The organism is Micromonospora sp. WMMB235 (assembly GCF_001855515.1).
GTDB classification, from domain to species: domain Bacteria; phylum Actinomycetota; class Actinomycetes; order Mycobacteriales; family Micromonosporaceae; genus Micromonospora; species Micromonospora aurantiaca.
On record NZ_MDRX01000001.1, the window covers coordinates 838,035 to 861,664 of the forward strand.

Annotated in this window: 16 protein-coding genes and 1 riboswitch; of the genes, 8 read left to right on the forward strand and 8 right to left on the reverse strand. The window is 73.6% G+C overall.

Going from position 1 to position 23,630, the window contains the following annotated elements; translation table 11 throughout:
• Positions 1-26: 26 nt before the first annotated feature.
• A complete protein-coding gene (htpG, locus tag BFV98_RS03440; RefSeq protein WP_030273252.1) occupies positions 27-1,919 on the forward strand; it encodes a molecular chaperone HtpG in 1,893 nt (630 codons plus the stop codon).
• A gap of 382 nt (positions 1,920-2,301) precedes the next feature.
• On the opposite strand, the gene BFV98_RS03445 is transcribed toward htpG, so the two are convergent.
• From BFV98_RS03445 to BFV98_RS03455, 3 genes are read right to left on the reverse strand one after another with little or no spacing between them, the layout of a single operon-like run.
• Entirely contained in the window at positions 2,302-3,000 is a 699-nt protein-coding gene (locus BFV98_RS03445) for an SDR family oxidoreductase (protein ID WP_071094872.1), read from the reverse strand.
• A gap of 31 nt (positions 3,001-3,031) precedes the next feature.
• Positions 3,032-3,508: a helix-turn-helix domain-containing protein gene (locus BFV98_RS03450; RefSeq protein WP_013286507.1), complete on the reverse strand. Its 477-nt coding sequence runs from the start codon at positions 3,506-3,508 to the stop codon at positions 3,032-3,034.
• 46 nt (positions 3,509-3,554) lie between these two features.
• Positions 3,555-5,117: an LLM class flavin-dependent oxidoreductase gene (locus tag BFV98_RS03455; RefSeq protein WP_071094874.1), complete on the reverse strand. Its 1,563-nt coding sequence runs from the start codon at positions 5,115-5,117 to the stop codon at positions 3,555-3,557.
• A 145-nt stretch (positions 5,118-5,262) separates the two neighbouring features.
• Positions 5,263-5,434, forward strand: a riboswitch (cyclic di-AMP (ydaO/yuaA leader).
• On the opposite strand from BFV98_RS03455, the gene BFV98_RS03460 reads away from it, so the two are divergent.
• Both BFV98_RS03460 and BFV98_RS03465 read left to right on the forward strand, forming a co-directional pair.
• Positions 5,433-6,092: a transglycosylase family protein gene (locus tag BFV98_RS03460; RefSeq protein WP_013286505.1), complete on the forward strand. Its 660-nt coding sequence runs from the start codon at positions 5,433-5,435 to the stop codon at positions 6,090-6,092. It overlaps the preceding riboswitch by 2 nt.
• Positions 6,093-6,280: 188 nt before the next feature.
• Positions 6,281-6,730 (forward strand): YbaB/EbfC family nucleoid-associated protein, encoded by a 450-nt coding sequence (locus BFV98_RS03465; RefSeq protein WP_013286504.1) that lies wholly within the window; start codon positions 6,281-6,283, stop codon positions 6,728-6,730.
• A gap of 98 nt (positions 6,731-6,828) precedes the next feature.
• On the opposite strand, the gene BFV98_RS03470 is transcribed toward BFV98_RS03465, so the two are convergent.
• The 4 genes from BFV98_RS03470 to BFV98_RS03485 form a co-directional block, all read right to left on the reverse strand.
• The gene (locus tag BFV98_RS03470; RefSeq protein ID WP_071094876.1) at positions 6,829-8,892 is read right to left on the reverse strand and encodes a M4 family metallopeptidase; all 2,064 of its coding nucleotides are present in this window, start codon (positions 8,890-8,892) and stop codon (positions 6,829-6,831) included.
• Positions 8,893-9,304: 412 nt separating this feature from the next.
• Complete coding sequence (locus BFV98_RS03475; protein WP_071094878.1) at positions 9,305-11,620, reverse strand: transglycosylase domain-containing protein; 2,316 nt, start codon at positions 11,618-11,620, stop codon at positions 9,305-9,307.
• A 146-nt stretch (positions 11,621-11,766) separates the two neighbouring features.
• Complete coding sequence (locus BFV98_RS03480) at positions 11,767-12,429, reverse strand: hypothetical protein (protein WP_047891959.1); 663 nt, start codon at positions 12,427-12,429, stop codon at positions 11,767-11,769.
• A 137-nt stretch (positions 12,430-12,566) separates the two neighbouring features.
• Entirely contained in the window at positions 12,567-13,769 is a 1,203-nt protein-coding gene (locus BFV98_RS03485) for a hypothetical protein (RefSeq protein ID WP_255367986.1), read from the reverse strand.
• Between the two features lie 153 nt (positions 13,770-13,922).
• On the opposite strand from BFV98_RS03485, the gene BFV98_RS03490 reads away from it, so the two are divergent.
• The 5 genes from BFV98_RS03490 (at position 13,923) to BFV98_RS03510 (ending at position 20,426) form a co-directional block, all read left to right on the forward strand.
• Positions 13,923-14,864 (forward strand): diacylglycerol kinase family protein, encoded by a 942-nt coding sequence (locus BFV98_RS03490; protein ID WP_013286499.1) that lies wholly within the window; start codon positions 13,923-13,925, stop codon positions 14,862-14,864.
• A 29-nt stretch (positions 14,865-14,893) separates the two neighbouring features.
• Positions 14,894-15,664 (forward strand): nucleotidyltransferase, encoded by a 771-nt coding sequence (locus BFV98_RS03495; RefSeq protein WP_071094880.1) that lies wholly within the window; start codon positions 14,894-14,896, stop codon positions 15,662-15,664.
• A gap of 46 nt (positions 15,665-15,710) precedes the next feature.
• Positions 15,711-18,506, forward strand: coding sequence for an FAD-binding and (Fe-S)-binding domain-containing protein (locus tag BFV98_RS03500; protein WP_071098739.1), 2,796 nt, complete (start codon positions 15,711-15,713; stop codon positions 18,504-18,506).
• Between the two features lie 630 nt (positions 18,507-19,136).
• Complete coding sequence (locus BFV98_RS03505; RefSeq protein ID WP_071094882.1) at positions 19,137-20,000, forward strand: SDR family NAD(P)-dependent oxidoreductase; 864 nt, start codon at positions 19,137-19,139, stop codon at positions 19,998-20,000.
• A gap of 45 nt (positions 20,001-20,045) precedes the next feature.
• Complete coding sequence (locus BFV98_RS03510; protein ID WP_071094884.1) at positions 20,046-20,426, forward strand: VOC family protein; 381 nt, start codon at positions 20,046-20,048, stop codon at positions 20,424-20,426.
• A 57-nt stretch (positions 20,427-20,483) separates the two neighbouring features.
• On the opposite strand, the gene BFV98_RS03515 is transcribed toward BFV98_RS03510, so the two are convergent.
• The gene (locus tag BFV98_RS03515; RefSeq protein ID WP_071094885.1) at positions 20,484-23,498 is read right to left on the reverse strand and encodes a glycosyl hydrolase; all 3,015 of its coding nucleotides are present in this window, start codon (positions 23,496-23,498) and stop codon (positions 20,484-20,486) included.
• Between the last annotated feature and the right edge of the window lie 132 nt (positions 23,499-23,630).

Below are 23,630 nucleotides of genomic sequence, written 5' to 3' on the forward strand. Positions count from 1 at the left end.
GGCCCGCCAGAGGAGAGGGAGTCGGTGTGAGCAACCGCGTCGAGACGTTGGAGTTCCAGGCCGAGGCCCGCCAGCTGTTGCAGCTGATGGTGCACTCGATCTACTCGAACAAGGACGTCTTCCTGCGCGAACTGATCTCGAACGCGTCCGACGCGCTGGACAAGCTGCGGCTGGAGTCGCTCGTCGACAAGGAACTGTCGGCGGACACCTCCGACCTGCACATCGAGATCGAGGTCGACAAGGACGCCCGTACGCTCACCGTGCGGGACAACGGCATCGGCATGAACCGCGACGAGGTGGTCGGCCTGATCGGCACGATCGCGAAGTCCGGCACCGCCGAGCTGCTGCGCAAGCTGCGCGAGTCCGCCGACGCCGCCGCGTCCCAGGAGCTGATCGGCCAGTTCGGCGTCGGCTTCTACGCGACCTTCATGGTCGCCGATAGGGTGACGCTGCTGACCCGCCGCGCCGGGCAGTCCGGCGGCACCCGCTGGGAGTCCGCGGGCGAGGGCACCTACTCGATCGAGGAGGTCGAGGACGCGCCCCAGGGCACCTCGGTCACGCTGCACCTCAAGCCGGTCGACACCGACGACAACCTGCACGACTACACCGCCGAGTGGACGATCCGCGAGATCGTCAAGCGCTACTCCGACTTCATCTCGTGGCCGATCCGGATGACTGTCGACAAGCCCGGCGAGGACGGCGCCACCACCCGCGAGGAGCAGACGCTCAACTCGATGAAGGCGCTCTGGGCGCGCTCGCGGGACGAGGTCGACGAGGCCGAGTACAAGGAGTTCTACCGGCACGTCGCGCACGACTGGGCCGACCCGCTCGAGACGATCCACATGCGCGGCGAGGGCACCTTCGAGTACGAGGCGCTGCTGTTCCTGCCGTCGCACGCCCCGCTCGACCTGTTCTCCCCGCAGGGCCGCCGGGGTGTGCAGCTCTACGTCAAGCGCGTGTTCATCATGGACGACTGCGACGCGCTGATGCCCAACTACCTGCGCTTCGTCAAGGGCGTCGTGGACGCGCACGACCTGTCGCTGAACATCTCCCGGGAGATCCTCCAGCAGGACCGGCAGATCCGCGCGGTGCGCCGCCGGCTGGTCAAGAAGGTGCTCGCCACGCTCAAGGACATGTCCGCCGAGTCGTACCGCACGTTCTGGACCGAGTTCGGCGCGGTGGTCAAGGAGGGTCTGCTGGAGGACCCGGACAACACCGAGACGCTGCTGGAACTGGTTCGCACCGCCAGCACCCACGACCCGGCCGAGCCGACCACGCTGCGCGACTACGTGGAGCGGATGAAGGACGGCCAGACCGAGATCTACTACGCCACCGGCGAGAACCGGGCCACCATCGAGAACTCGCCGCACCTGGAGGCGTTCCGCGCCAAGGGCTACGAGGTGCTGATCCTCACCGACCCGGTGGACGAGGTGTGGGTCGAGCGCGTCGGCGCGTACGACGGGAAGACGCTGCGCTCGGTCGCCAAGGGGCAGGTGGACCTGGAGACCGAGGAGGAGAAGGAGAAGGCCGAGGCGGAGCGCCAGGAGTACGCCGACCTGCTCACGTTCCTCGGCGGCGCGCTCGCCGACAGCGTCAAGGAGGTGCGCCTGTCCACCCGGCTGACCACCTCACCGGCCTGCGTGGTGGGCGACGCGCACGACATGACGCCGACGCTGGAGAAGATGTACCGGGCGATGGGCCAGGAGGTGCCCCGGGTCAAGCGGATCCTGGAGCTGAACCCGGCCCACCCGCTGGTCACCGGGCTGCGCAAGGCGCACGGGGAGGGCGGCGACACGGCCGCGCTGACCGAGACCGCCGAGCTGCTGTACGGCATGGCGCTGCTGGCCGAGGGCGGCGAGCTGGCCGACCCGGCCCGGTTCACCCGGATCCTCGCCGACCGCCTGGCCCGCGGCCTGTAGCCCCACCCCGACCCGGTTCGCCCGACCCGCCCCGGCGGGCCGGCGTGATCGACTCCATGCCGCCGAAGTGGCGGTATCGGCATGCCACCGATACCGCCACCTCGCCGAGCCGGTGTCGACCCCGCTCGGAAGTCGATGGTCGGGCGGGTGTCGTGATCCACTCCAGCTCGCCGAAGTGGTGGTATCGGACGGGCTCTGACCCCGCCATTTCGCCGAACTGGTGTTGATCACGGTGGGTCTCCCAGACTGGGGACGAGCGCTTGGGTGTCCCAGAGTGGGGGAGGCTGGTCCCAGATGGAGGGACCTCAGGCGGTTGTCGTGGCAGCCGGTTGGTCGGCAACGGCTCGCCGAGGTGGCGCCGCCACCTTGGAGGCGGGTCGGCTCAGGGGAGCGCGGGGTAGAGCGCGGCCACACCGCCGGACAATCCGGCCTGGACCCGGCGCGCCACGTCGTCGGCGAGGATCTCGTAGCTGTCGGACTCGATGCCGTCGGCCGCGAGCCGGGCGACGTCGGCCGGGTGGGCCTTCGGGCCGGGTACGGCGGCGGCCATCTCGGTGTCCATGTAGCCCACGTGCAGGCCCGCGACGTGGACGCCCCGGCCGGCCAGCTCCAGGCGCAGGGCGTTCGTCATCGACCACTCGGCGGCCTTCGCCGCGCCGTACGCGCCGACGCCGGGGAACGTGAACCAGGACAGCGCCGACAGCACGTTCAGGATCGTGCCGCCGCCGTTGGCCACGATCTGCGGCGCGAACGCCCGTACCACCGACAGCGTGCCGAGGTAGTGCGTCTCCATCTCCAGCCGGATCTGCGCGAGGTCGCCGTCGAGCAGGTCGGTGCCGGTGCTCACGCCGGCGCTGTTGACCAGCAGCGTCACGTCCCCGGCCCGCTGCGCGGCGGCGGCCACCGACTCGGGGTCGGTGATGTCGAGGCGTACCGGGGTGACTCCGGGCAGGTCCACGGTGTCCGGGTTGCGGGCGCCGGCCCAGACGGTGGCGCCGCGTGCGATGAGTTCGGCGGCCAGGTGCCGGCCGAAGCCGCGGTTGGCGCCGGTGACCAGGGCGGTGCTTCCAGCGATCTTCATGTCTCGCTCCGAGGTGTGGGGAAGGGAGGGGTCAGGCGGACAGCAGGCCCGGACCGGGCAGGACGGCCAGCTCGCCGGGGGGTACGTCGTGCCCCGCGCCGCAGCGCAGCCGGGCGTGTACCGCGGCGCCGCACTCCTCGTGGGCCACCCGCACCGCCGGGCCCGCCTCGTCGGCGGCGTACGTGTCGCCCCACTGCCGCAGCGCGACGAGCACCGGGATCAAGTCGCTTCCCTTCGCAGTGAGCACGTACTCGTCGCGGGTGCGCTGCCCGGGCTCCCGGTAGGGACGCCGGTCGAGCAGCCCGTCGGCGACGAGCTGCTTGAGGCGTGCGGCGGCCACCGGCTCGCTGACGCCGACCCGCCGGGCGAAGTCGTCGAAGCGGCGGGTGCCGAACGACGCCTCCCGCAGCAGGAGCAGCGTGGTGCGGTTGCCGACCACCTCCAGCGCCCGGGCGATCGAGCAGTTGGCGGTGGACCAGGAGTCACGCTGCGCAAGGAGGTCCGTCATGGCGTCGACGGTACCCCCTGACTTAAGTAAGCAGAAGCCAGCTACCTCACAGCTGGCCGGGGAAGAACCCGTGCCGGGCCAGCGGCTCGACGATCTGGTGCTCCTCGTACGACAGGTGCGACAGCAGCGTGTCGGTGAGCAGGTCCACCGCCTCCTGGAGCTGCGTGAAGTCGCCGGGCCGCCGGACCAGCTCCACGAGCGCCCGGTCGACGCTCTCCACCACCCCGTGGATCACCACGTGCTCCTCCTCGAGGCGGTCCAGCACCGCGGCCAGCCCGGCCTCTGAGCGGCGCAGGTGCGGGAAGACCGAGGCGTCCTCCAGCCCGTGGTGCTGGGTGACCATCGTGCAGTAGGCCGCGCAGTACGCCCCGAGCGTCCAGTTGTTCTGCCGCATGGTCATCTCGTTGAGCGCGGCCCGCGCCCGGCCCGGCGAGACCGAGCCCTGCTTGACCTGTTCGAGCAGGTCGCGCACCTGGGCCAGCTCCTGGCGCAGATGGTCGTGCACGTCCACCAGGTGCTGCCCGGCGGCCTGTCCCCGGGCCGGGTAGACGTGTCCGGCCGGCGGCGGCGGAGCGCTCGGGCGGGTGGACTCGTCCCACGGGCGGCGTGTGCTCAGGCGTACCCCCGGGTCGGGGGTGGGGGTGACGCGGAGCGTGCTCGGGCCGTCGGCGGTGGTCGGCTCGTCGGCGGCCTCCCGGGCGCCGCCGGCGGGCGTGGCGCGCTCGGCGGCGACCAGCTCCCGGACCGCGGGGGCCACCTCCTGGCCGAAGATCTGGATCGCGCGCGGCTCGTCGCTGCCGAGGATGAACGTGGTGATGCCGTGCTCCAGGGTGAGCCCGGCCAGTTCCTCCACCCACTGCTCCGGCGGCCCGGTCAGGAAACCGGCCGACGAGCGGGCGAACGTGCCGGTCACGTTGAGCATGCGGCGGATCGCGGCCGGGTCGCGCCCGGCGGCCCGGGCGCCCTCGTCCACGAGCGCGTTCAGGGCGGGCAGCTCGTCGGGGCCCTTGGGCAGGTACGACAGGGACGGCAGCCAGCCGTCCGCGGCGCGGCCCACCAGGCGCAGCATGCGCGGCTTGTACGCGCCGACCCAGATGCCGACCGGATGCGCGGGCGCCGGGCCGCGCTTGGCGCCGACCACCCGGTAGTGCTCGCCGTCGACACGGATCATGCCGCGGCTGCCGGTGTCCCAGACCTCGCGGATCACCCGGATCGCCTCGTCGAGGGCGTCGACGGCGGCGCCGGGGGACAGGCGCCGCCCGCCCGCCCCCTCGATCGCGTCCCAGAACGCGCCCGCGCCGAGTCCCAGCTCGACCCGGCCGCCGGTGAGCAGATCCAGGCTGGCGACGCTGCGGGCCAGTACCACCGGCTGGCGCAACGGCAGGTTGAGGACGTTTCCGGCCAGGCGGATGCGTTCGGTCGCCGCGGCCACGTAGGACATCAGCGTCCAGGTGTCCAGGAAGCCCGGCTGGTAGGGATGGTCCTGGAACGTGACCAGGTCCAGCCCGACCTGCTCGCACAGCCGGGCCAGCGCCACGACCTGGTCGGGCTGCCCGGCGGCGGGGGTGATGAAGCCGCCGAAGGTCAGCTCGTGTCCGTGATCGGTCATCCGTCAAGCCCTCCCGTGATCTTGCCTGGCCCTGCCACCGTAGCGCCGCCGCCGGTAGCCCGGCCGGGTGAAGAGCGTCACAAGAAGTGGACGATCGTCGCAAATCGCTCCTAGCGTCGGTTTCGTTCGCAGACGCGGACACCGCGGGCCGGAAACGCCAAATCCCGCCGCCGTCCCCGGTAACCGGACCTCGCGCGGGAGCGGGGGAACCACACGTTCCACGGTGCATCGTCACCTCGGGGTGAAGCCGCCACCGGCGGCCGGGCTCCTCGGCCCGAACCCGACAGCTCACCTCGTCGGCGTGGAGGAATCCACATGGCAACTGAATACTCAGCCCGAAGCCGCCGTACCGCCCTCGGAGCGGTCCTGGCCGGCGCCGCCGTCGGCGCCGCGACCCTGTTCGGCCCGGCCGCTCCGGCCAGCGCAGGCGTCAACTGGGACGCGGTCGCGCGCTGCGAGTCGGGCGGCAACTGGAAGATCAACACCGGTAACGGCTACTACGGCGGGCTCCAGTTCTCCCGCGCCACCTGGAACGGCTACGGCGGCAAGAAGTACGCCGCCCGCGCCGACCTGGCCAGCCGGTCCGAGCAGATCGCCGTCGCGGAGAAGGTGCGGCGCGGCCAGGGCATCGGCGCGTGGCCGGTCTGCGGCAAGAAGGGCGGCTCGGCGAGCGCGGCGACCCGGTCCGAGCGGGCCACCACAAAGGCGGCCCCGAAGCGGGCCGCCACGCGCGAGGCCGCGCCGGAGCGGGCGGCCACCCGCAAGGCCGCGCCGGAGCGCGCCACGACGACGGTGGCGCCGCAGCCGTCGTCCGGCGCCGGGACGTACCTGGTCCGGCGTGGGGACACGCTGTCGGAGATCGCCGTGACGCAGCGCGTCGACGGCGGCTGGCGCGCCCTGCACGAGCGCAACCGCGCAGTGGTCGGCGACGACCCCGGCCTGATCTTCCCCGGTCAGCGGCTGCGGCTGCGCTGACAGCGGTCCGAGAACGCCCGGCCGGGGCGACCCGGCCGGGCGTTCGCCCCGTCCGCGACACGCCGCGTCGACGGTGTCCGGCCTGCTCCCGGCGTCCGGGAGACGGTCCGCAACGGTGGTGACCGCGATTCGTCGGAGCCGGTTGCTAGGGTCACGATGCTCGGCTAAGACGTGAAGAAAGCGCGGATATGACCAACGACCCGTTCTCGGCGGCCGCGAGCATCGACGAGCTGCTGACCCGCACGCAGCAGGCGCTCACCGCGATGCGCTCCCGGGCCTCGGCGCACGCCGACGGCGAGCCCGGCGACCTGCTGCGCGCCGAGGGCACGGCCGCCGGCGGCCGGGTCCGCGCGGTCGCCGTCCAGGGTGGCCGGCTGGATTCCGTGACGATCGACCCGGAACTGGCCGGCGAGCCCTTCGACGTCCTCTGCGGACACTTCGTCACCGCCGCCAACGCCGCGCTGTCCGAGCTGGACGCCCGGGTCAGCGCGTCGGCGCGGGCCGACGCCGACGCGCTCGCCGCCCGGCTCGGCAGCATGGGCGACCAGGCCGAGCTGTTCGGCCGCGCGATGCACGAGGCGGCCGCGCGGATCCACCGCGACCGCGGCACCGCGTCCCAGGGCGCGCGCCGGGCCTGACACGGCGAAACGGCCGGCCCGACACGGCGGGACGCCGGTCCGGACACGGCGAGGCGGCCGGCCGCCGGGAGGACGACGACCGGCCGCGCACGCCACGGTCAGCTCAGGGTGACCGCGGTGTCGTCGACGACGAAGGACGTCTGCAACGAGCTGTCCTCCACGCCGCTGAACGAGATGGTCGCCGTGGTGCCTGCGAGCGACGAGATGTCGAAGGACCGCTGCACGTAGCCGGTGGCCTTGTTCAGGTTGGAGTACGTGGCCAGCGTGGTGCTGCCCGCCTTGACGGTGAGCTTGTCGTACGCGGTGCTGGTGGTCGACTCCGCGCTGTCGATGTGCAGCCAGAAGCTCAACGTCGCCCGGCAGCCGGCCGGGATCGTCACCGACTGGCTGAGCGTGTCGGTGTGCGACGAGCCGTACCCGTCCAGCCACGCCTTGTACGAGCCGCCGTGCGCGGCCTGGCCGCTGTCGGTGGTGATGACGCCGGACGAGGCGCTCCAGCTCACGTTGCCGGACTCGAAGCCCGGGTTGGCGAGCTTGTTGCCGGAGCAGCCGCCCGACGGCGGGGTGGTCGTGGTGCTCGGGGTGGGCGTCGGGGTGCCGCCGGCGCAGGTCGGGTCACCGGACTGGGCCGGCACGCTCACCGCGTCCCAGGCCGCCTTGACCGTGTTGAACTCCGCGCAGCTGCCCGGGTAGAGGTTCTTCGCCGCCTGGAGCGTCCAGGTGCGGTACTTCAGGTACGACGAGGACGAGGTCTTCAGCAGCATGCCGTTGTACATGATCTTCATGGCCTTCTGGATGCCCAGGCCGGTCACGCTGCTGCCGTTGCAGGTCGAGCTGGACGGTTGCCCGTTGGTGGGGCTGCTGCCGTTGGTGAGCAGGTAGAACCAGTGGTTGCCCGGGCCGGCCGCGGCGTGCACCTCGGTCGACGGGATGCTGCTGGAGTAGCAGTTCGGGTCGCCGAGCGCCGACGGGTTGTACATGTTGCGGATCGGGCCGGAGCCGACCAGGTTGATCTTCTCGCCGACCAGGAAGTCCGGCGCGTCGTAGCTGGACGGCTCGTTGGCGAACCACTCGGTGGCCGCGCCGAACGTGTCAGCCACGAACTCCTGGGTGCCGCCGCCGGAGATGCCGCCCGGGGTGTTGTCGTCGATGCCGTGGCCGATCTCGTGCGCCACCACGTCCAGCGAGCCGATCCACTGGCCGGCGGTGTTCTTGCCGATCTGCACCTGGCTGCCGTCGTAGTAGGCGTTCTGGTCGTTGAGGCCCACCCGGATCGGCCAGTAGCCGCCGTTGCCGTTGGCGCCGTTGCGGCCCAGCCACTGGGCGAGCATCTTGTGCTCGGTCTGCGCGGAGAACAACGCGTCCACGCAGCCGGTCTCCTTGTTGGTGGCGGTGCCGTTGCCCCACACGTCGTCGGAGCCGCTGAACGTGGTGTTGTTGGCCGCGTCCTGGCAGCTCAGGTTGGTGACGGTCGGGTCCTTCATGGTGTACGTGGAGCCCGACTGGGTGGTGTTGAGCGTGAGCGGGCTGGGCCCGTTCCAGGCGCCGGTGCCGGTGCCGCGGACGACGTGCTCCTGCTTGCGCAGGACCGCGCCGGTGCGGGCGTCGACGTCGACGGTGAGCCGGCTCGGCCCGTCCGCGCCGGTGCCGCGAACAGTGGTCTCCCAGGCCAGCGCCGGTGCGGCGCCGAGCGTGTAGACCACGAGCGTGGTGCCCTCGACCGCGTTCACGGTCTTGAGCTGGGCGCGCGCCGTCTTCGCGGCGGCGGCCGGAGTCAGCGCGGGCGTGGTGGCGAGGGCGCCGATGGGCCGCTGCTGGGCGACCGAGGCGTACTTCAGGTTGCCGGCCGAGTCCGTGGCGAGCACGAAGTCGCCGCCGACCACCGGGAGGCCCTTGTAGGTGCGCTCGTAGGGTACGTACTGGGTGCCCTCGGAGGAGATGACCGGCTTCTGGACGAACGCGTCGTCGGAGCCGGCCTGCAGGTAGGCGGGGCGGTTCGCGACCAGGGCGCGGGCCGAGTCGGCGGCGGTCGCGCGGGCCTGCGCCGGGTCGGGGGCGGCGGGTCCGGGTGGCGCGGCCTGCACGGCGGCGGCGGTGCCTGCGGCGAGTAGGCCGGCCGCGGCCGCGCCGGTGAGCGCGGCGAGGCGAGGTGAGAGTTTCACGGGGGTTTGCTCCTGTTCTACAGGCGCGCCGCACGGAGCCCGGTGGGGACGGGCGGCGCGGTGGTGCGAGGCAGGGTGACGGCCGGTCACCGGAGCTGCCGGCGTGGCTCCGGGTCGACAGATCGACCGTCGCGAGTCGCCGGGGGTCGGCGGCTCGCTGGTGCACAATCACACGCCGCCCGAGCCCGGAGCAATGGGTGACCTGGGCAACGGCTGACAGTCGGGCGCGCCGCCGCGCGCGCCGATCCAGGCAACCATGATCTTCAATAGGCCCTGATCAGGGCGAACATCGCCGACGGTGGATGGATGCCGGCGCAAATTGCGGACGTTGCCGCTGTGTGCGAATGGCGCGCATAGACGCGAGGCCGCCGTCAGCGCGGCCGGGCGGCGGCCGGACCGCCGCCCGGCCGGGTCAGCGTGGGCCGCGGGTCCGCGTCGGCGACACGGTGGGCAGCGGCGGCAGCGACGGCGTCAGCGTCGGCCGCGAGGTCGGCCGCCCGGTCGGGTCCGGGCTCGGGCTCGACGAGGAGATGCTCGGGCTCGGCGACTCCGACGGCGTCGGCGCGGCGGTGGTCGCCGGCGGAGGCGCCGACCGGGTCGGCTCCGGGGTCTCGCCGGGGAACTTCGGCTGACCGAAGCGGTACTTGTCCGGGTCGAGCTTCATGGCCGCGGTGGCCCGGGTCATGAACTGCCGCCAGATCGGCGCGGCGCCGGTCGAGCCGTACACCTCGTAGCTGCCGCCCCTGGTCCGCAGCGGCTTGCCGTCGGTGGTGCCCAGCCAGACGGCCGAGGCGAGCGAGCCGGTCCAGCCGACCATCCAGGTGTGCACGTTCTGCGTGGTGCTCTGCCCGGCCTGCCAGGTGCCGGTCTTCCCGGCGGAGTCCCAGCCGTTGCCCAGCTCGGCGGCCCGCACACGGCGCAGCGTCCAGTCGAGCTGGTCGATCGCCTCCCGGTCCAGGCCCAGGTCCGTCGTACGGAGCTGCTCGGTCCACACCTCCTCGTCGTCCTTGGTCACCGACCGGACGAAGTGCGCGTCGGCACGCTTGCCGCCGGCCGCGAACGTCGCCATCCCGTTCGCGTGGTCCTGCACGGTGATGCCGTACTGCCCGATCCCGACCTCGGTGGAGAACCGCTTCGCCACCTCGTCGGCCGGGTCGCTGCGCAGGTCGACGCGCTGCGGCCGGGGATTGCCCCGCACCGTCTCCCACATCGACTCCACGCCGGCCTGCCGCGCGGTCTCGATCACCTTGGCGGTACCCAGCTTCTCGGTCAGCTCGAAGTAGGTCACGTTCAGCGACGCGACAGTGGCCTCCCAGAGCGCGCAGTCCGGCTGGCAGGGCGCGCGCTCCGCGTTGCGGATCGGCCCGGCCGCGCTGCCCTTCGTCCGCCCCGAGGCGGGGAACTCCTTGGTGTCCGGCGAGTCGAACCGCTGCTTCACCGAGATCCCGTCGCGTACGGCGGCGGCCAGGTCGTACACCTTGAACGACGACCCCGGCGGATGCTGGCCGAAGCCGCGGGTCTCGCCGTTCTCGTCGTGGTACCAGCCGGCGTAGTCCGCGCCCGAGCCTTTGTCGCCACCGTAGTAGCCGAGCACCCGGCCGGTGCCCGGCTCCACCGCCACCAGCGCGGCCTGCCAGTTGCGCGGCTGGCCGCGTACCGCCTGCGGCGCGGTGTCGCGGCGGATGTCCGCCGCCGCCTCGGCCGCGTCCTGCACGCGCTTGTCGATCGTGGTGACGATCCGGTAGCCGCCGTCGCGGATCACCTCGTCCGGCTTGCCGCGGAACGGCTCGGTCTCGCGCAGCTCGGCGAGCACATGGTTGACCACCAGGCCGGTCGGCCGGTCCAGGTCGGAGCGGCCCGCGTCCTTGTCGATCGGCCGGACCGTGTCCGGGTACGCGAGATCCGCCGCCTGCTGCGGCGTCAGGTAGCCGAGCTTGACCATGCCGTCGCGGATGTAGTTCCACCTGTCGATCGAGTTCTGCCGGGCCAGCGCGTTGCGGCGCGGATCGTAGCCGGGCGAGCCCTCCGGGTCGGCCGGGTCCGCCTCCGGCTGCTTCACCATCGCGCAGAGCACCATCGCCTCGGCCGGCGTGAGCTGCCGCGCGGCGGGCGCGTCCCGGCGCACCGTCTTGCCGAAGTACGTCTGCGCGGCCGCCTCGATGCCGTACGCGCCCCGGCCGAACGGCACGGTGTTCAGGTAGAAACCGAGGATCTCCTCCTTGGAGTACGCGTCGTCGAGCTTCCACGCGATCACCGCCTCGCGCAGCTTGCGGGAGTAGGTGACCCCGCGCAGGTCCGCGGCGATGCGCGCGTACTGCTGGGTGAGGGTGGACGCGCCCTGCCGCTGCCCGCCGCTCACGTTGGCCCAGGCCGCCCGCATCACACCCTTGAAGTCGATGCCCTGGTTCGTCCAGAACGTACGGTCCTCGGCCGCCACGATCGCCTGCTTCGCCGAGTCGTTCATCTGGTCGTACGGCACGATGGTGCGGTTCTGCGCGCCCAGCTTCGCCATCGGCGTGCGCCCGTCTGCGTAGTAGACGGTGGTGGACTCGGGCAGCTTCAGGTCGCTGGGCGTCGGCACGCTGTCGAAGTAGTAGCCGCCGGCGACCAGCCCGCAGCCGGCCAGCAGCGTGCAGACCGCGAGGACGACCAGCAGACGCCGCCGCTTGCGCCTGGGGCGCACCTGGGTCGCGCCGCCCGGTTCCGGGGTGGATCCGCTGTTCCGCACGCGTTACCTCCGACTGCTCGGCTGAGTCGTGCCCGGCTCGCAGGCTAACCGAGCTGCGCCGACGGCACCGGCCGAAGAACCCGGACGGTGTGGCGCCGGTCCGGGCCGGGGCGGCGGTCGTCCGCCCCGGCCCGGGGCTCAGCCGGTCAGCGTGCCGCCCAGCCGACGGCCCGGTCGTCGCGTTCCCGGCGGGCGGCCCGGCGGGTCCGCCACCTGTCGTTGCCGCCCGCGTGGAACGGCGCCGACCGCCACAACGACCGCACCGGCGTGCCGTCCGGGGCGGCGAACGTCTCCCGTTCGGCGTAGCCGAGCCGCCGCAGCAGCTCCTCCTCCTGCTCACCGGCGCACGGGTGCGCGTACGTGGGCAGGCTCAACGTGTCCATCCGGCGCTGCGCCGCGGACAGCGCCTGCGTCGCGCCGCCCCGGGGCGCGGCCAGCAGCGCCAGATGGTTGTGCGGCTCGGCAGGACGGCGTGCCGCCAGTTCCTCACCGAGGCGGCGGAACCGGTCCTCGTCCGTCCCGGCGGCGCCGGCGAGCCGGTCGGCGTACCGGTGGGGGGCGGGGATCGGGCGGTAGCGGTGGAACCACACGGTGGCGGCGCTGCCGTCGGGCAGCAGGAACGCGTCGCCGAACAGCAACGCGTGTTCGGTCCAGATCCGCGCCACGGCGGCGAGGACCGGCAGGCGGCGGGACTTGTCGGGGACGAGCCAGGCGGCCAGCGCGGTGGGCGCGAGGGCCTCGGCGACGAGATCGGCGATCCGGCCGATGTCGCACCATCGGGCGCGGACGACGGGCAGGGCTGTGCTCATGAACGAACTCCTGTTTTCCAGGCGTGGTCGGGTCGGTTACGGGCGCCGGACGACTGTCGACGGCGCCGCCGCGGCATGCGGCAGTCGGGCGGGACACGCCCGTGCTCCGGATCGGAGGTGGTGCCTGTGGAGTCCGCTCAGGCAGGTCTGGTGCCGGGGCGCGACGTGCGCGACGGCGGCAGCGGGTCGGCCGACGGTCGCGCGTACCCGTGGGTCAGCGTCGGCAGTCGCCAGCGGTTCGCGTCCGCGTCGGCGGCCTCGCTGTGCACCGCGCCGCCGCCGTGGGTGACGCCGTCGAGCGGCAGCGGCAGGGCGGGTGTGGTCGTGACGTGCGCGGCCGGACCGACGGTCGCCGGTGCCCGGCTGCGTACGGGCTCGACCCACCGCGTGCCGACGACGGTGAGGCTGCGCGCCGCCGGGGCGGCGAGGACCGGCCCGCCGAGGCGGGGCGGCGTGTCGTGCGCACGCTCGGGAGCCGGTGCCGGCGTCGCGGCCGGGTCGGCCGGGACGATCGGGGCGCCGGGAGCGGCCGGGCCGGGCACGGGCTCGCCGGGCGCCGGGGGCGAGCCGGGTTCCGGCGCGGCCGGCGGGTCGATCAGATCGGTCACCGGGCTGAGCGGATCGAGCACCGGATCCAGCGGGTCGAGTACCGGTTCCAGGCCCCGCCAGACCGGGCCGAGGATCGGGCGCAACGGCTCCACGACCGGGGCCAGCACGTCCGCCACCGGGTCGAGCACGCCTGCCCTCAGCGGGTCGGTGACCGGGCGCAGGCCCTCCGCGACCGGCGCGAGCACGTGGTCGCGTACCGGGTCGGTGACGGGGCGCAGGCCGTCGGTGACGGGCGTGAGCACGTGGTCGTGTAGCGGCGTCACCACCGCCTCGACCACCCGGCCGGTGGCCGGCGTCGCGGGGGCCGGCTGCGCCTTCGGCCGGCCCGTGCCGGGCAACGGCGTTCCGGACGCGGGCGTGCCGGGCTTCGGCGCGCTCGCGTCGGGTGCGGGCACCGGCGCGGCGGAGTCGGACGCGGGTGCGGCGGGGCCGGGTGTGGCGGGGTCGGGAGCAGGCGCGGGCGCGGCGGGCGTCGCCGGCTGCGCCGCGGCGTCACCGGATCCAGTGGAGGGCGCGGCACCCGTTCCGGACGTGGGCAGGCCGAGCACCGTTCCGAGCGTGTGGGTGAGCACCCCGACGGTGGCGGTGAGCGGGCCGGACGGCTCGCGGTCGGCGGCGTGGGCGGCCGAGCCGGATGCGACCTCGTGGGCGCCCCAGACGACCGCCACGGCACCGAGCAGCAGGCCGAGGCGCAGCGTGCAGCGCGCCATCCACCCGGTCCGTTCCGACATCCCGCACCCTTCGGATCCACGCCCGGCGGCACCGATCGACGCCCCGCACTGTACCCAACGTGGCGGCCCGGGCACAGTACGCCGTCGATCCGTGTCGGGCGCGTCGCGCCGGGCGCAGGCGTGGGATCCGCGGCGTCCGGGTACCAGCCGGCCATGGACACGCGCACGGCCGAACGCCCGGACACCACCCCCGCCCCCGCCGCGCCCCCGGCCGGTGTGATCGCTGTCGTCGCCCACCGGAAGAAGACGTTCGGGGGTGGGCTCGACGAGCTGCGCTCCCGGCTCGTCGCCGCCGGGGTCGGGCGGCTGCTCTGGTACGAGGTGCCGAAGAGCCGCAAGGCGCCCAAGCGGGTGCGCGCGGCCCTGGACGAGGGCGCCGAGCTGGTGCTGGTGTGGGGCGGCGACGGCATGGTGCAGCGGTGCGCCGACGCGCTCGCGGGCAGCGGCGTGCCGATGGGCATCCTGCCCGCCGGCACGGCCAACCTGTTCGCGGTGAACCTGGGCATCCCGGTCGACCTGCCGGAGGCGGTGCGCATCGCGCTGCACGGCCGCCGGCGCGAGCTGGACCTGGGCCGGATCAACGGCGAGCACTTCGCGGTGATGGCCGGCGCCGGGTTCGACGGCGACCTGATCCGTGACGCCGACCGGCAGCTCAAGGGCCGGTTCGGCCGGATCGCGTACGTCTGGACCGGGCTGCGGCACGTGCGCGGCGAGTGCGTACGGACCCGGATCCGGGTCGACGGCGCCGACTGGTTCGACGACGAGGCGAGCTGCGTGCTGTTCGGCAACGTCGGCACCATCACCGGCGGCATCCCGGCCTTCGACGACGCCCGCCCGGACGACGGGGCGCTGGAGGTCGGCGTGTCCACCGCCAGCGGCGCGGTGGACTGGGCGCGCACGCTGGGCCGGATGGCCGCCGGGCGCTCCGAGGAGTCGCCGTTCGTGCGGATCACCCGGGGTCGCAAGATCAAGGTCCGGTTCGACGCGCCGAAGACGTACGAGCTGGACGGCGGCGCCCGGGGCAAGGCGAAACGACTCAAGGTGAAGGTGGTGCCGGGCGCGCTGACCGTGTGCTGTCCCGACCCGGCGGACTGACCGCGCCCGGGCCGGGGCAGGATGCCGGAATGCGCGACGACATCCGCGACTACCTGGCCGAAGTGGTCCGCCGCTCCCGGGACGTGCTCGGTGAGGACCTGGTCGGCGCGTACGCCGCCGGGTCGGTCGGGCTGGGCGCGTACCAGCCGGGCCGCAGCGACGTGGACGTGGCGCTGGTGGCCGCCGGGCCGATGCCGGAGCCGGACAAGCGCCTGCTCGTGGACCGGCTGCGGCACGAGTCGCTGCCCTGCCCGGCGCGCGGCCTGGAACTGGTCGTCTACCGCCGCGACGTGGCCGCCTCCGGCACCCCGGAGCCGGGCTTCGAGGTCGAGCTGAACACCGGTGCCACCATGCCGTTCCGCGCCACCTACGACCCGGCCGACCGGCCCGCCGCCGACGGGCGGTTCTGGTACGCGCTGGACCGCAGCATCCTGCGCCAGTCCGGCCGGACGCTACTGGGCCCGCCCGCCGCCGACGTGTTCGCCGACCCGTCACCCGAGGCGCTGCGGGCGCTGCTCGCGGACGCGCTGCGCTGGTGGCTGGCGCTGCCCACGCCACCCGGCGACGAACCGGCCCCCGGCGCGGAGGACGCGGTGCTCGGCGCCTGCCGGGCGCTGGTGCGCATCCGCGACGGCGTCTGGCTGGGCAAGGTCGACGCCGGGCTGCGGGTGGCCGCCGACGACCCGGACGCCGCGCTGATCCGCGCCTCGATCGCGGCCCGCCGGGGCGGCACGCCGCCGTCCGGCCCAGCCGCCCGCGCGTTCCAGCGGCGGGTGCTGGACCGGATCACCGCGCGGTGAGCCCCGCCGTGCGTGACTACTGTGAGCCGGGGGAGGTGCGGTGATCATGACGAAGCTGAGCGCGTCCACGCGGGCCGGGCTGGAGTCGGTGGTGCCCGGCGGCGTGACGACCCGGGCCGCGGACCGGCTGCGGATGGCCCACGACGCCTCGCACTACCTGCTGCACCCCGGCGCGGTGATCACGCCGGCCGACGCCGGTCAGGTAGCGGCGCTGCTCGCGTACGGGCGCCGCACCGGCACCGCGCTGACGTTCCGCTCCGGCGGCACCAGCCTCAGCGGCCAGGCGGTCACCGACGGGCTGCTCGTCGACGTGCGGCGGCACTTCCGCGACCTGACGGTGCTCGACGACGGGCGGCGGGTACGGGTGCAGCCCGGGGTGGTGCTGCGGCAGGTGAACGCGCGCCTTGCGTCGTACGGCCGCAAACTCGGCCCCGACCCGGCGAGCGAGTCCGCCTGCACGGTCGGCGGCGTGGTCGCCAACAACTCCAGCGGCATGACCTGCGGAACCGAGTTCAACACGTACCGGACGCTGGAGTCGCTGGTCCTCGCCCTGCCCGGCGGCACCGTGCTGGACACCGGCGCCCCGGACGCCGACGCCCGGCTGCGCGCCGCCGAACCGGACCTGCACGCCGGGCTGCTGCGGCTGCGCGACCGGGTACGCGGCAATCCCGACTCGGTGCGCCGCATCCGCGCCCAGTACGCCATGAAGAACACCATGGGGTACGGCGTGAACGCGTTCCTCGACCACGACGACCCGGCCGACCTGCTCACCCGGCTCGTGGTGGGCAGCGAGGGTACGCTCGCGTTCGTCGCCTCGGCGACGTTCCGCACCGTACCCGTGCACCGGCACGCCGCGACCGGCCTGCTGGTCTTCGACACCCTGGGCGCGGCGATGGCCGCCATGCCGGCGCTGGTGGCCGCCGGGCCGGCGGCGATCGAGCTGCTCGACGCCGCCGCCCTGCGCGTCGCCCAGCGCGACCCGAAGGCGGACGCCACGCTGCGCGGCCTGGCCGTGCGCGGGCACGCCGCGCTGCTCGCCGAGTGGCAGGAGTCCGACCCGGCGGCGCTCGCCGACCGGGTCGCAGACGCCGGACCGGTGCTGTCCGGCCTGCCGCTGAGCGCCCCGGCCCGGCTCAGCGGAGAGCCGGCCGCCCGCGCCGCGCTGTGGCACATCCGCAAGGGCCTGTACGCGGCCGTGGCGGGCGCCCGCCCGTCCGGCACCACAGCGCTGCTGGAGGACATCGCCGTCCCGGTCGAGGCGCTCGCCGGCACCTGCGCGTCGCTCGCCGACCTGTTCGAGCGGCACCGGTACGCCGACAGCGCGATCTTCGGCCACGCCAAGGACGGCAACCTGCACTTCATGCTCAACGAGCGGTTCGACGGCGGCGAGGCCCCGGCGCGCTACGCCGACTTCACCGAGGAGATGGTCGACCTGGTGCTCGGCCACGGCGGCACGCTCAAGGCAGAGCACGGCACCGGCCGGGTGATGGCCCCCTACGTGCGCCGCCAGTTCGGCGACGAGCTGTACGAGGTGATGCGCGAGCTGAAGACGCTCTGCGACCCGGACGGCGTGCTGAACCCGGGCGTGCTGCTCAGCGACGATCCGGACATCCACATGCGGCACCTCAAGACCGTGCCGGCGGTGGAGGAGGAGGTGGACCGCTGCGTCGAGTGCGGCTACTGCGAGCCGGTCTGCCCCAGCCGTGATCTCACCACCACGCCCCGGCAGCGCATCGTGCTGCGCCGGGAGATCGCCGCCGCGCAGGCCGCCGGAGACACCGCGCTGGCCCGGGAGCTGACCGACGACTACGACTACGACGCGGTGCAGACCTGCGCGGTCGACGGCATGTGCGCCACCGCCTGCCCGGTGCTGATCAACACCGGTGACCTGGTCAAGCGGCTGCGCGCGCAGGAGCACGGCCGGACGGCGGGGACCGCCTGGCGCGGGGCGGCCCGCCGCTGGGGCGTCACCACCCGGGGCATGGCCCGGGGACTCGACCTGGCCGGGGCGCTGCCGCCCGCGCTGCCCGAGGCCGCCACCCGGGCCGCCCGCGCGGTGCTCGGCGCGGACCGGGTGCCGCGGTGGCAGCGGGACCTGCCGCGCGGCGGCACCCCGCGCCGCCCCCACCCGGCCGACGACCCCGACGCGGTGTTCGTCCCGTCCTGCCTTGGCACGCTGTTCGCCCCGGCGCAGGGTGGCACCGGCGTGGCCGCCGCGCTGCTCACGCTCGCCGAGCGGGCCGGCGTACGCCTGCTCGTGCCGGACGGCATCGGTGACCTGTGCTGCGGCACCCCCTGGTCGTCGAAGGGCCTCACCGACGGCTACCGGTCGGTCCGCGACCGCGTGCCCCCGGTGCTGCGCGCCGCGAGCCGCGACGGCGCGCTGCCGGTGGTCAGCGACGCCGCGTCCTGCACCGAGGGCTTCGAGCGGCTGGTCGACGGCGCCGGGGACGTGCGGGTCGTCGACGCGGTCGCGTACACCGTCGGCACGCTGCTGCCCCGGCTGACCGTGCGCCGCCGGATCGGCTCGCTCGCGCTGCACCCGACCTGCTCGTCGGTCCGGCTCGGCCTGGACGACGCGCTGCTCACCGTGGCCCGCGCGGTCGCCGACGAGGTGGTGGTCCCGGACGGCTGGCAGTGCTGCGGCTTCGCCGGTGACCGGGGACTGCTGCATCCGGAGCTGACCGCGTCGGCCACCCGGGCCGAGGCCGCCGCCGTCGCGACGCGCCCCTTCGACGGGTACGCCTCGGTGAACCGGACCTGCGAAATCGGGCTTGCGCGGGCCACCGGGCAGCCGTACCGGCACCTGCTGGAGCTGCTGGCCGAGGTGACCGCGCCGTAGCGGTCCGGTCCCTCAAGATCGACACCAGTTCGGGGGAGTGGCGGGGTCGGGCCGGGTCTGAAGGCGCCACTTCCCGATGGTGGTGTTGATCTTGGTTGCCTTGGCCTGGGCTTTGGCCGGGTGGCTCGCTTCTCATGCAGGGGATGCCGCCGCTTCGGCGAGGTGGTGTCGGCCTTTGGTGGCGTGGGGTGCCGGGCGTGGGCAGGTCATACGTGATCGACACCAGTTCGGGGGAGTGGTGGGGTCCGGGTGGGTCGGATGTGGCCACTTCCCCGTACTGGTGTTGATCTTGGCCTCGGTCGGGTGTCGGTTGCTCGCGTGATCGACACCAGTTCGGGGGAGTGGTGGGGTCCGGGTGGGTTGGATGTGACCACCTCCCCGTGCTGGCGTTGACCTTGGATCGGCGGGTGCACGTGGGGTGCGTGCTTGACGCCAACTCCGGGAGGTGGCTGGTTCTGTCCAGAGGTGCGCCTCCACTTGGGCGAGGCGGTCGCCGGTTGAGGGAGGCATCGGTGATGAGCGGGCCGGGGTGCGGTGAGCTGGGCGGGCGTACGGGGATCTCGATTGCAGGCGGGGCGATGGCGGCAGGGCTTACGGTGCGAGAGGGGAGTCCACGGGAGGGGTGACGCGGTGGCGGGGGTGCTGTCGGGGCGGGTCGCTGTGGTCACCGGCGCCGCGCGGGGGATCGGCCGGGCCGCGGCGGTGGCGCTGGCCGAGGCGGGCGCGGACGTGGCCGGGATGGACGTCGCCGGGCCGGTCAGCCCGATCCTGGACCTGCCGCCCGCTACCCCGGAGGACCTGGCCGAGACCGGCCGGCGGGTGACGGCGGCGGGCGCCCGCTGGTCGGCGCACGTGGCCGATCAGCGCGACATCGGCGCGGTACGCGCTGTGGCCGAGGCGGTGGAACGCGAGCACGGCGGTGTGGACGTGCTGTTCGCCAACGCCGGGATCCAGGCGTTCGCGCCGCTGCTGGAGATGACCGACCGGCACTGGCACGACCAGATCGACGTGAACCTCACCGGCGCCGCGAACGTGCTGCGGGTCTTCGCGCCGTTGCTGGTACGTCGCGGCGGCGGCCGGATCGTGGTCACGTCGTCCACCCAGGGGCAGCACGGCACCACGAACGGGTCCGCGTACTCGGCGTCCAAGTGGGGACTGATCGGGCTGGTCAAGTCCGCCGCGCTGGAACTCGGGCCGCACGGCGTGACGGTGAACGCGGTGATCCCGGGCCTGGTCGACACCGCCCTGACCCGGCACCGGGACCGGTACGTCCAGGCGCTCGTCGAGGCGGGCAAGCCGGCCTCCGGTGACCTGGCTCAGGTGGAGGACGCCGCGATTCAGGCGCTGCGGGCGAAGACGCCGCTCGGCGTGCCGTGGGTGGAGCCGGAGGACGTGGCGCCGCTGGTGGTGTTCCTCGCCTCCGACGCCGCGCGGATGGTCAGCGGCACGTCGTTCGCCGCGACCGCCGGCGACAGCGCCCACGTGACCGCCTGACCTCGCCGGGCTGCCGCTGCCGGCGGTCGTGGCTAGGCTCGGGCGATGCATCGATCGAGGTTGTACGCCCTGATCATCGACGCGCCGCGGGACGAGGCGGGGGAGTGCGCCGCGTTCTGGTCCGCCGCGCTCGGCGCGAGCCTGCGCACCGATCCGGCCGAACCGGAGTTCACCGGCCTGGCCGACGTGGTGCCGGGGCTGGTCACCGCCGTGCAGTCGGTCGACGACGCGCCCCGTCACCATCTCGACATCGAGACCGACGATGTGGCGGCCGAGGTGGAGCGGCTGTGCGGGCTGGGCGCCACGCCGGTGTCCCGCTGGCTCGACTGCCACGTGCTGCGCGCGCCGGGCGGGCACCTGCTCTGCGTCATCCCGGTGGCGAGTGACAGCGAGGTGTTCGAGGCCACCGCGACCCGCTGGCCGTGAACCGGTAGGCACGAGCCGGCGCCCCGGCCGCGCGGGCCGGGGCGCCGGAACCGTGGGTCAGGAGCCGTACGGCAACGTGACCGTCGAGGCGTTGCCGACGCCGAGGATCGTGGGCGCGCCACCGATGGCGTTCCACACCTCGACGCGTACCGTGCCGCCGGACAGGTTGCCCAGCGTGCCGGTGGCCGAGAGCAGGCCCTGGGTCTGCCGGTAGCGCTCCGCACCCGGGATCGGATCGGTGGCGAAGTACCGGTAGGTCTCCACCCGCTCGACGCTGCCGTTGCCGGTCAGGTCGTACGAGACCCGGATCTGGACGCCGTTGCCGATCGCGGTCCCCGCGTCGACGGCCAGGTCGAACGCGGTCGCCCCGCCGGTGTACGTGCCGGTCAGCCCGGTGGCGGTGAACACCTGCGGGTTGGCCGGTGTGCCGTCGGAGTTGCCGTTCGCCGCCGCCACGTTCACCGTGCCGGCGGTGCCGGTGGTGCCGTCCAGCCCGCCGCCCGTACGCAGGTAGCGGACCGGTGTCAGCGGGGTGCCGGTACTCGGAGTGGGGCTGGCGGTGGTCGGCGTCGGCGTCGGCGTCGGGCTGGCCGTGGTCGGTGTCGGACTGGCGGTCGTCGGGGTCGGCGTCGGCGTCGAGGTCGGCGGCGGACCGGTCGGTACGGTCACGCCGCCGGTGGCGTCGCCGCCGCTCCACGCGTACGCCCCGGAGGTGGCCGTCCTCCCGGCCGGCACGGTGAGCGTGGTGCCGTTGGAGAACGTGACTGTGAGCGGCCGGGCGGTGATGTTCGACGCCACGTAGGTGCGGGCGCCGTTCTTGACGAACACCTTCGCCAGCGGGTGGTTCGCGGTGACCGTGGTGTCCACGGTGCCGAGCGCGGCGAGGTTGCGGATCCAGTGGAACGTGTGCGCCTTGCTCTCGCCCTCCTCGCTGGTGAACCCGCTGTTCGCCCGGAAGTTGCGCAGCGCCTGCTCGCCGTCGCCGAGGGCCAGGAACTCCCAGATGATGTCCTGCCACACGGTCGGCGGGCCGCCCTTGTTGGTGACCAGCTCGGCGTAGTTGGCCTTGACGTACTCGGGGTGGTCGCCCAGGTAGAGGTGACCGCCGGTGATCGGCAGCATGTTGATGCCCTGGATCATCTCCGGCGCGGAGGAGAACCAGGTCGCGTACGCCCCGCCGTCGCCCCACACCATGCCGACCGTCTTGTGCCCGAACGCGGCCGGGAAGTTCTGGTCGTACACGTCGAACCAGTACTCGGAGATGGCCGCCGACTGCGTGGTCCACAGGTAGACCCCGGCGTCGCGGACGGCGGTGTCGCCGGTGGCCTGACCCCACTGGATCAGCGCGTTGGCGAAGTTCATCCCCTCCGAGGAGGACTCCTGGTTGTTGCCGGCGAAGAACGGCGCCAGCCCGGAGGCCCAGTCGTGCCCGGCGTAGATGTCGAAGTCCCGCAGGTAGGGGAAGCGGCTGTCGGCGCGGTCGTAGTTGTTGGCGTCGCGGATGAGCAGGTCGATCATGCCGCCGTAGCGGCTGTCGTCGGCCCAGCCCGGGTCGAACTTGGCGACAGTGGCGGCGGCGGCGATGAAGTAGCCGTAGTGGAAGTGGTGGTCGTTGAGGTCCTCGTCGGAGCCGTACGAGGCCGGGTAGCCGATCAGCGTGCCCCAGTTGCGGTCGTAGTAGAACAGCTGGCTGGTCTCGCCCGAGCCGGCGGTGAGCCAGTTGGTCAGCCGGTTCTTCATCGCGGTCACCGCCGCGTCGCGGACCGGGGTCTGCCCGAGCTGGTCGGCGATCTCGGCGATCCGGGCGGCCCGGCCGAGTCCCTTGCCCGCCCAGTAGGTGTCCCGGCCGCTGACGCCCTCCGGGTTGCCCTGCTCGGCGTTGAGGTAGCCGGTGACGGTGGCCAGGTCCGCGCCGCTGGAGTCGCCGACGGCGGGCACCTCGGGCAGCACACCGGTGAAACGCATCGTGGTGGTGAACGACGGCACGCCGGTGAGCACCCGCATGGCGCCGCGCGCCGAGACGTACGTCGGGGTGATCGGGGTGGCGCCGGTGAGGCTGCGCCACTGGTGCGGGTAGAGCGCCACCACTGTCTTCGTCTCGCTGCCCTCGCGGGGCGTGGTGGTGAACGCGTACGTGGTGCGCACCGTTCCGGCCGACGGGTCGTACGTGTAGCTCATCCGGGTGCCGGTGACGTGGGCGTGGGCGTACCGGCCGTAGGTGTCGGCCAGGGCGGCCCGGTCGCCGCCGCCGGGCAGCACCGCGACCGAGAAGTACCCCTTGCCGGCCAGCGTCGAGCTGATGCCGGCGCCGTTGACGGTCCAGGTCGCGCCGGTCGGTGCGTACGCGACGTAGTCGTGGCCGTTGACAGTGAAGCCGATGGTGGCGCCGGAGTTGCGCCACACGGTGGGCGTCGCGGTGGCGGTGAGCTGCGCGGTGCCGCCGCTGACCGTGTAGTAGCTGAACGGCAGCCCGTGGCCGATGGTGGCGCGCATGGTGCGGCTGCCGTCGCTCCAGTCGGCGGTGACCGTCCAGTCGCTCCAGCCGGCGGCCTTGACGACCGGCGCGGACAGTCCGGGCATCCCGACGCGGACGTCCTCGCCGTACGGGTAGTGGAACTCGCCGACACCGGTCGCGGTGCCGCTGATGGCCGGGGTGGTGGTGTACGACAGGCCGAGCCCGTTGTTCTCGGCCTTGAACGCCAGCGGGTGGGCGTGCAGGTTCTCGCTGCCGGCGCAGTTGTTGCGCTTCCAGATCAGCGACGACCACCAGTCGTTGGTGGGGATGGCGCCGGCGGGCGCGTCGGGGGTGGTGAAGATGCGCGGGTTGGTGCTGATCGCGCCGCAGCCCTTGGGCAGCTGGGCGCCGGGCGGCAGCGTCTCGGTGTAGCTGCCCGCGCCGACGGCGCCGGCGGTGGCCGTGCCGCCGCCGCCGGCCACGGCGCCCAGCAGGCCGGCGGCGAGCACGGACGCGGCGACGAGGGCGGTCGCCCGCAGACCGCGACGGCGGGCCGGGGGCGGGACGGGCGCGGTCGGGGGTACGGGGTCGGGAGAGAAGTCCCGCAGGAGGTTCATGGAGGTCCCCTTCACGAGGAGAAGGCGGGGTACGAAGTGGTGTTCCGGCAGTCGTGAGAGCGCTCTCTTGAGAAGGGACAGTAAGGTTCGGGTTACGGCTCCGTCAATGTCTTGTTACCAAAGAGAGCGCTC

What these genes read in the sequence shown, in the direction of transcription:
- BFV98_RS03455 (WP_071094874.1), bottom strand. Translation starts at nt 5,117, where the DNA reads ATGACCGATCACGGACACGAGCTGACCTTCGGCGGCTTCATCACCCCC.
- BFV98_RS03510 (WP_071094884.1), top strand. Translation starts at nt 20,046, where the DNA reads ATGCATCGATCGAGGTTGTACGCCCTGATCATCGACGCGCCGCGGGAC.
- BFV98_RS03490 (WP_013286499.1), top strand. Translation starts at nt 13,923, where the DNA reads ATGGACACGCGCACGGCCGAACGCCCGGACACCACCCCCGCCCCCGCC.
- BFV98_RS03445 (WP_071094872.1), bottom strand. Translation starts at nt 3,000, where the DNA reads ATGAAGATCGCTGGAAGCACCGCCCTGGTCACCGGCGCCAACCGCGGC.
- BFV98_RS03485 (WP_255367986.1), bottom strand. Translation starts at nt 13,769, where the DNA reads ATGTCGGAACGGACCGGGTGGATGGCGCGCTGCACGCTGCGCCTCGGC.
- BFV98_RS03465 (WP_013286504.1), top strand. Translation starts at nt 6,281, where the DNA reads ATGACCAACGACCCGTTCTCGGCGGCCGCGAGCATCGACGAGCTGCTG.
- BFV98_RS03500 (WP_071098739.1), top strand. Translation starts at nt 15,711, where the DNA reads ATGACGAAGCTGAGCGCGTCCACGCGGGCCGGGCTGGAGTCGGTGGTG.
- BFV98_RS03460 (WP_013286505.1), top strand. Translation starts at nt 5,433, where the DNA reads ATGGCAACTGAATACTCAGCCCGAAGCCGCCGTACCGCCCTCGGAGCG.
- BFV98_RS03515 (WP_071094885.1), bottom strand. Translation starts at nt 23,498, where the DNA reads ATGAACCTCCTGCGGGACTTCTCTCCCGACCCCGTACCCCCGACCGCG.
- BFV98_RS03450 (WP_013286507.1), bottom strand. Translation starts at nt 3,508, where the DNA reads ATGACGGACCTCCTTGCGCAGCGTGACTCCTGGTCCACCGCCAACTGC.
- BFV98_RS03495 (WP_071094880.1), top strand. Translation starts at nt 14,894, where the DNA reads ATGCGCGACGACATCCGCGACTACCTGGCCGAAGTGGTCCGCCGCTCC.
- BFV98_RS03480 (WP_047891959.1), bottom strand. Translation starts at nt 12,429, where the DNA reads ATGAGCACAGCCCTGCCCGTCGTCCGCGCCCGATGGTGCGACATCGGC.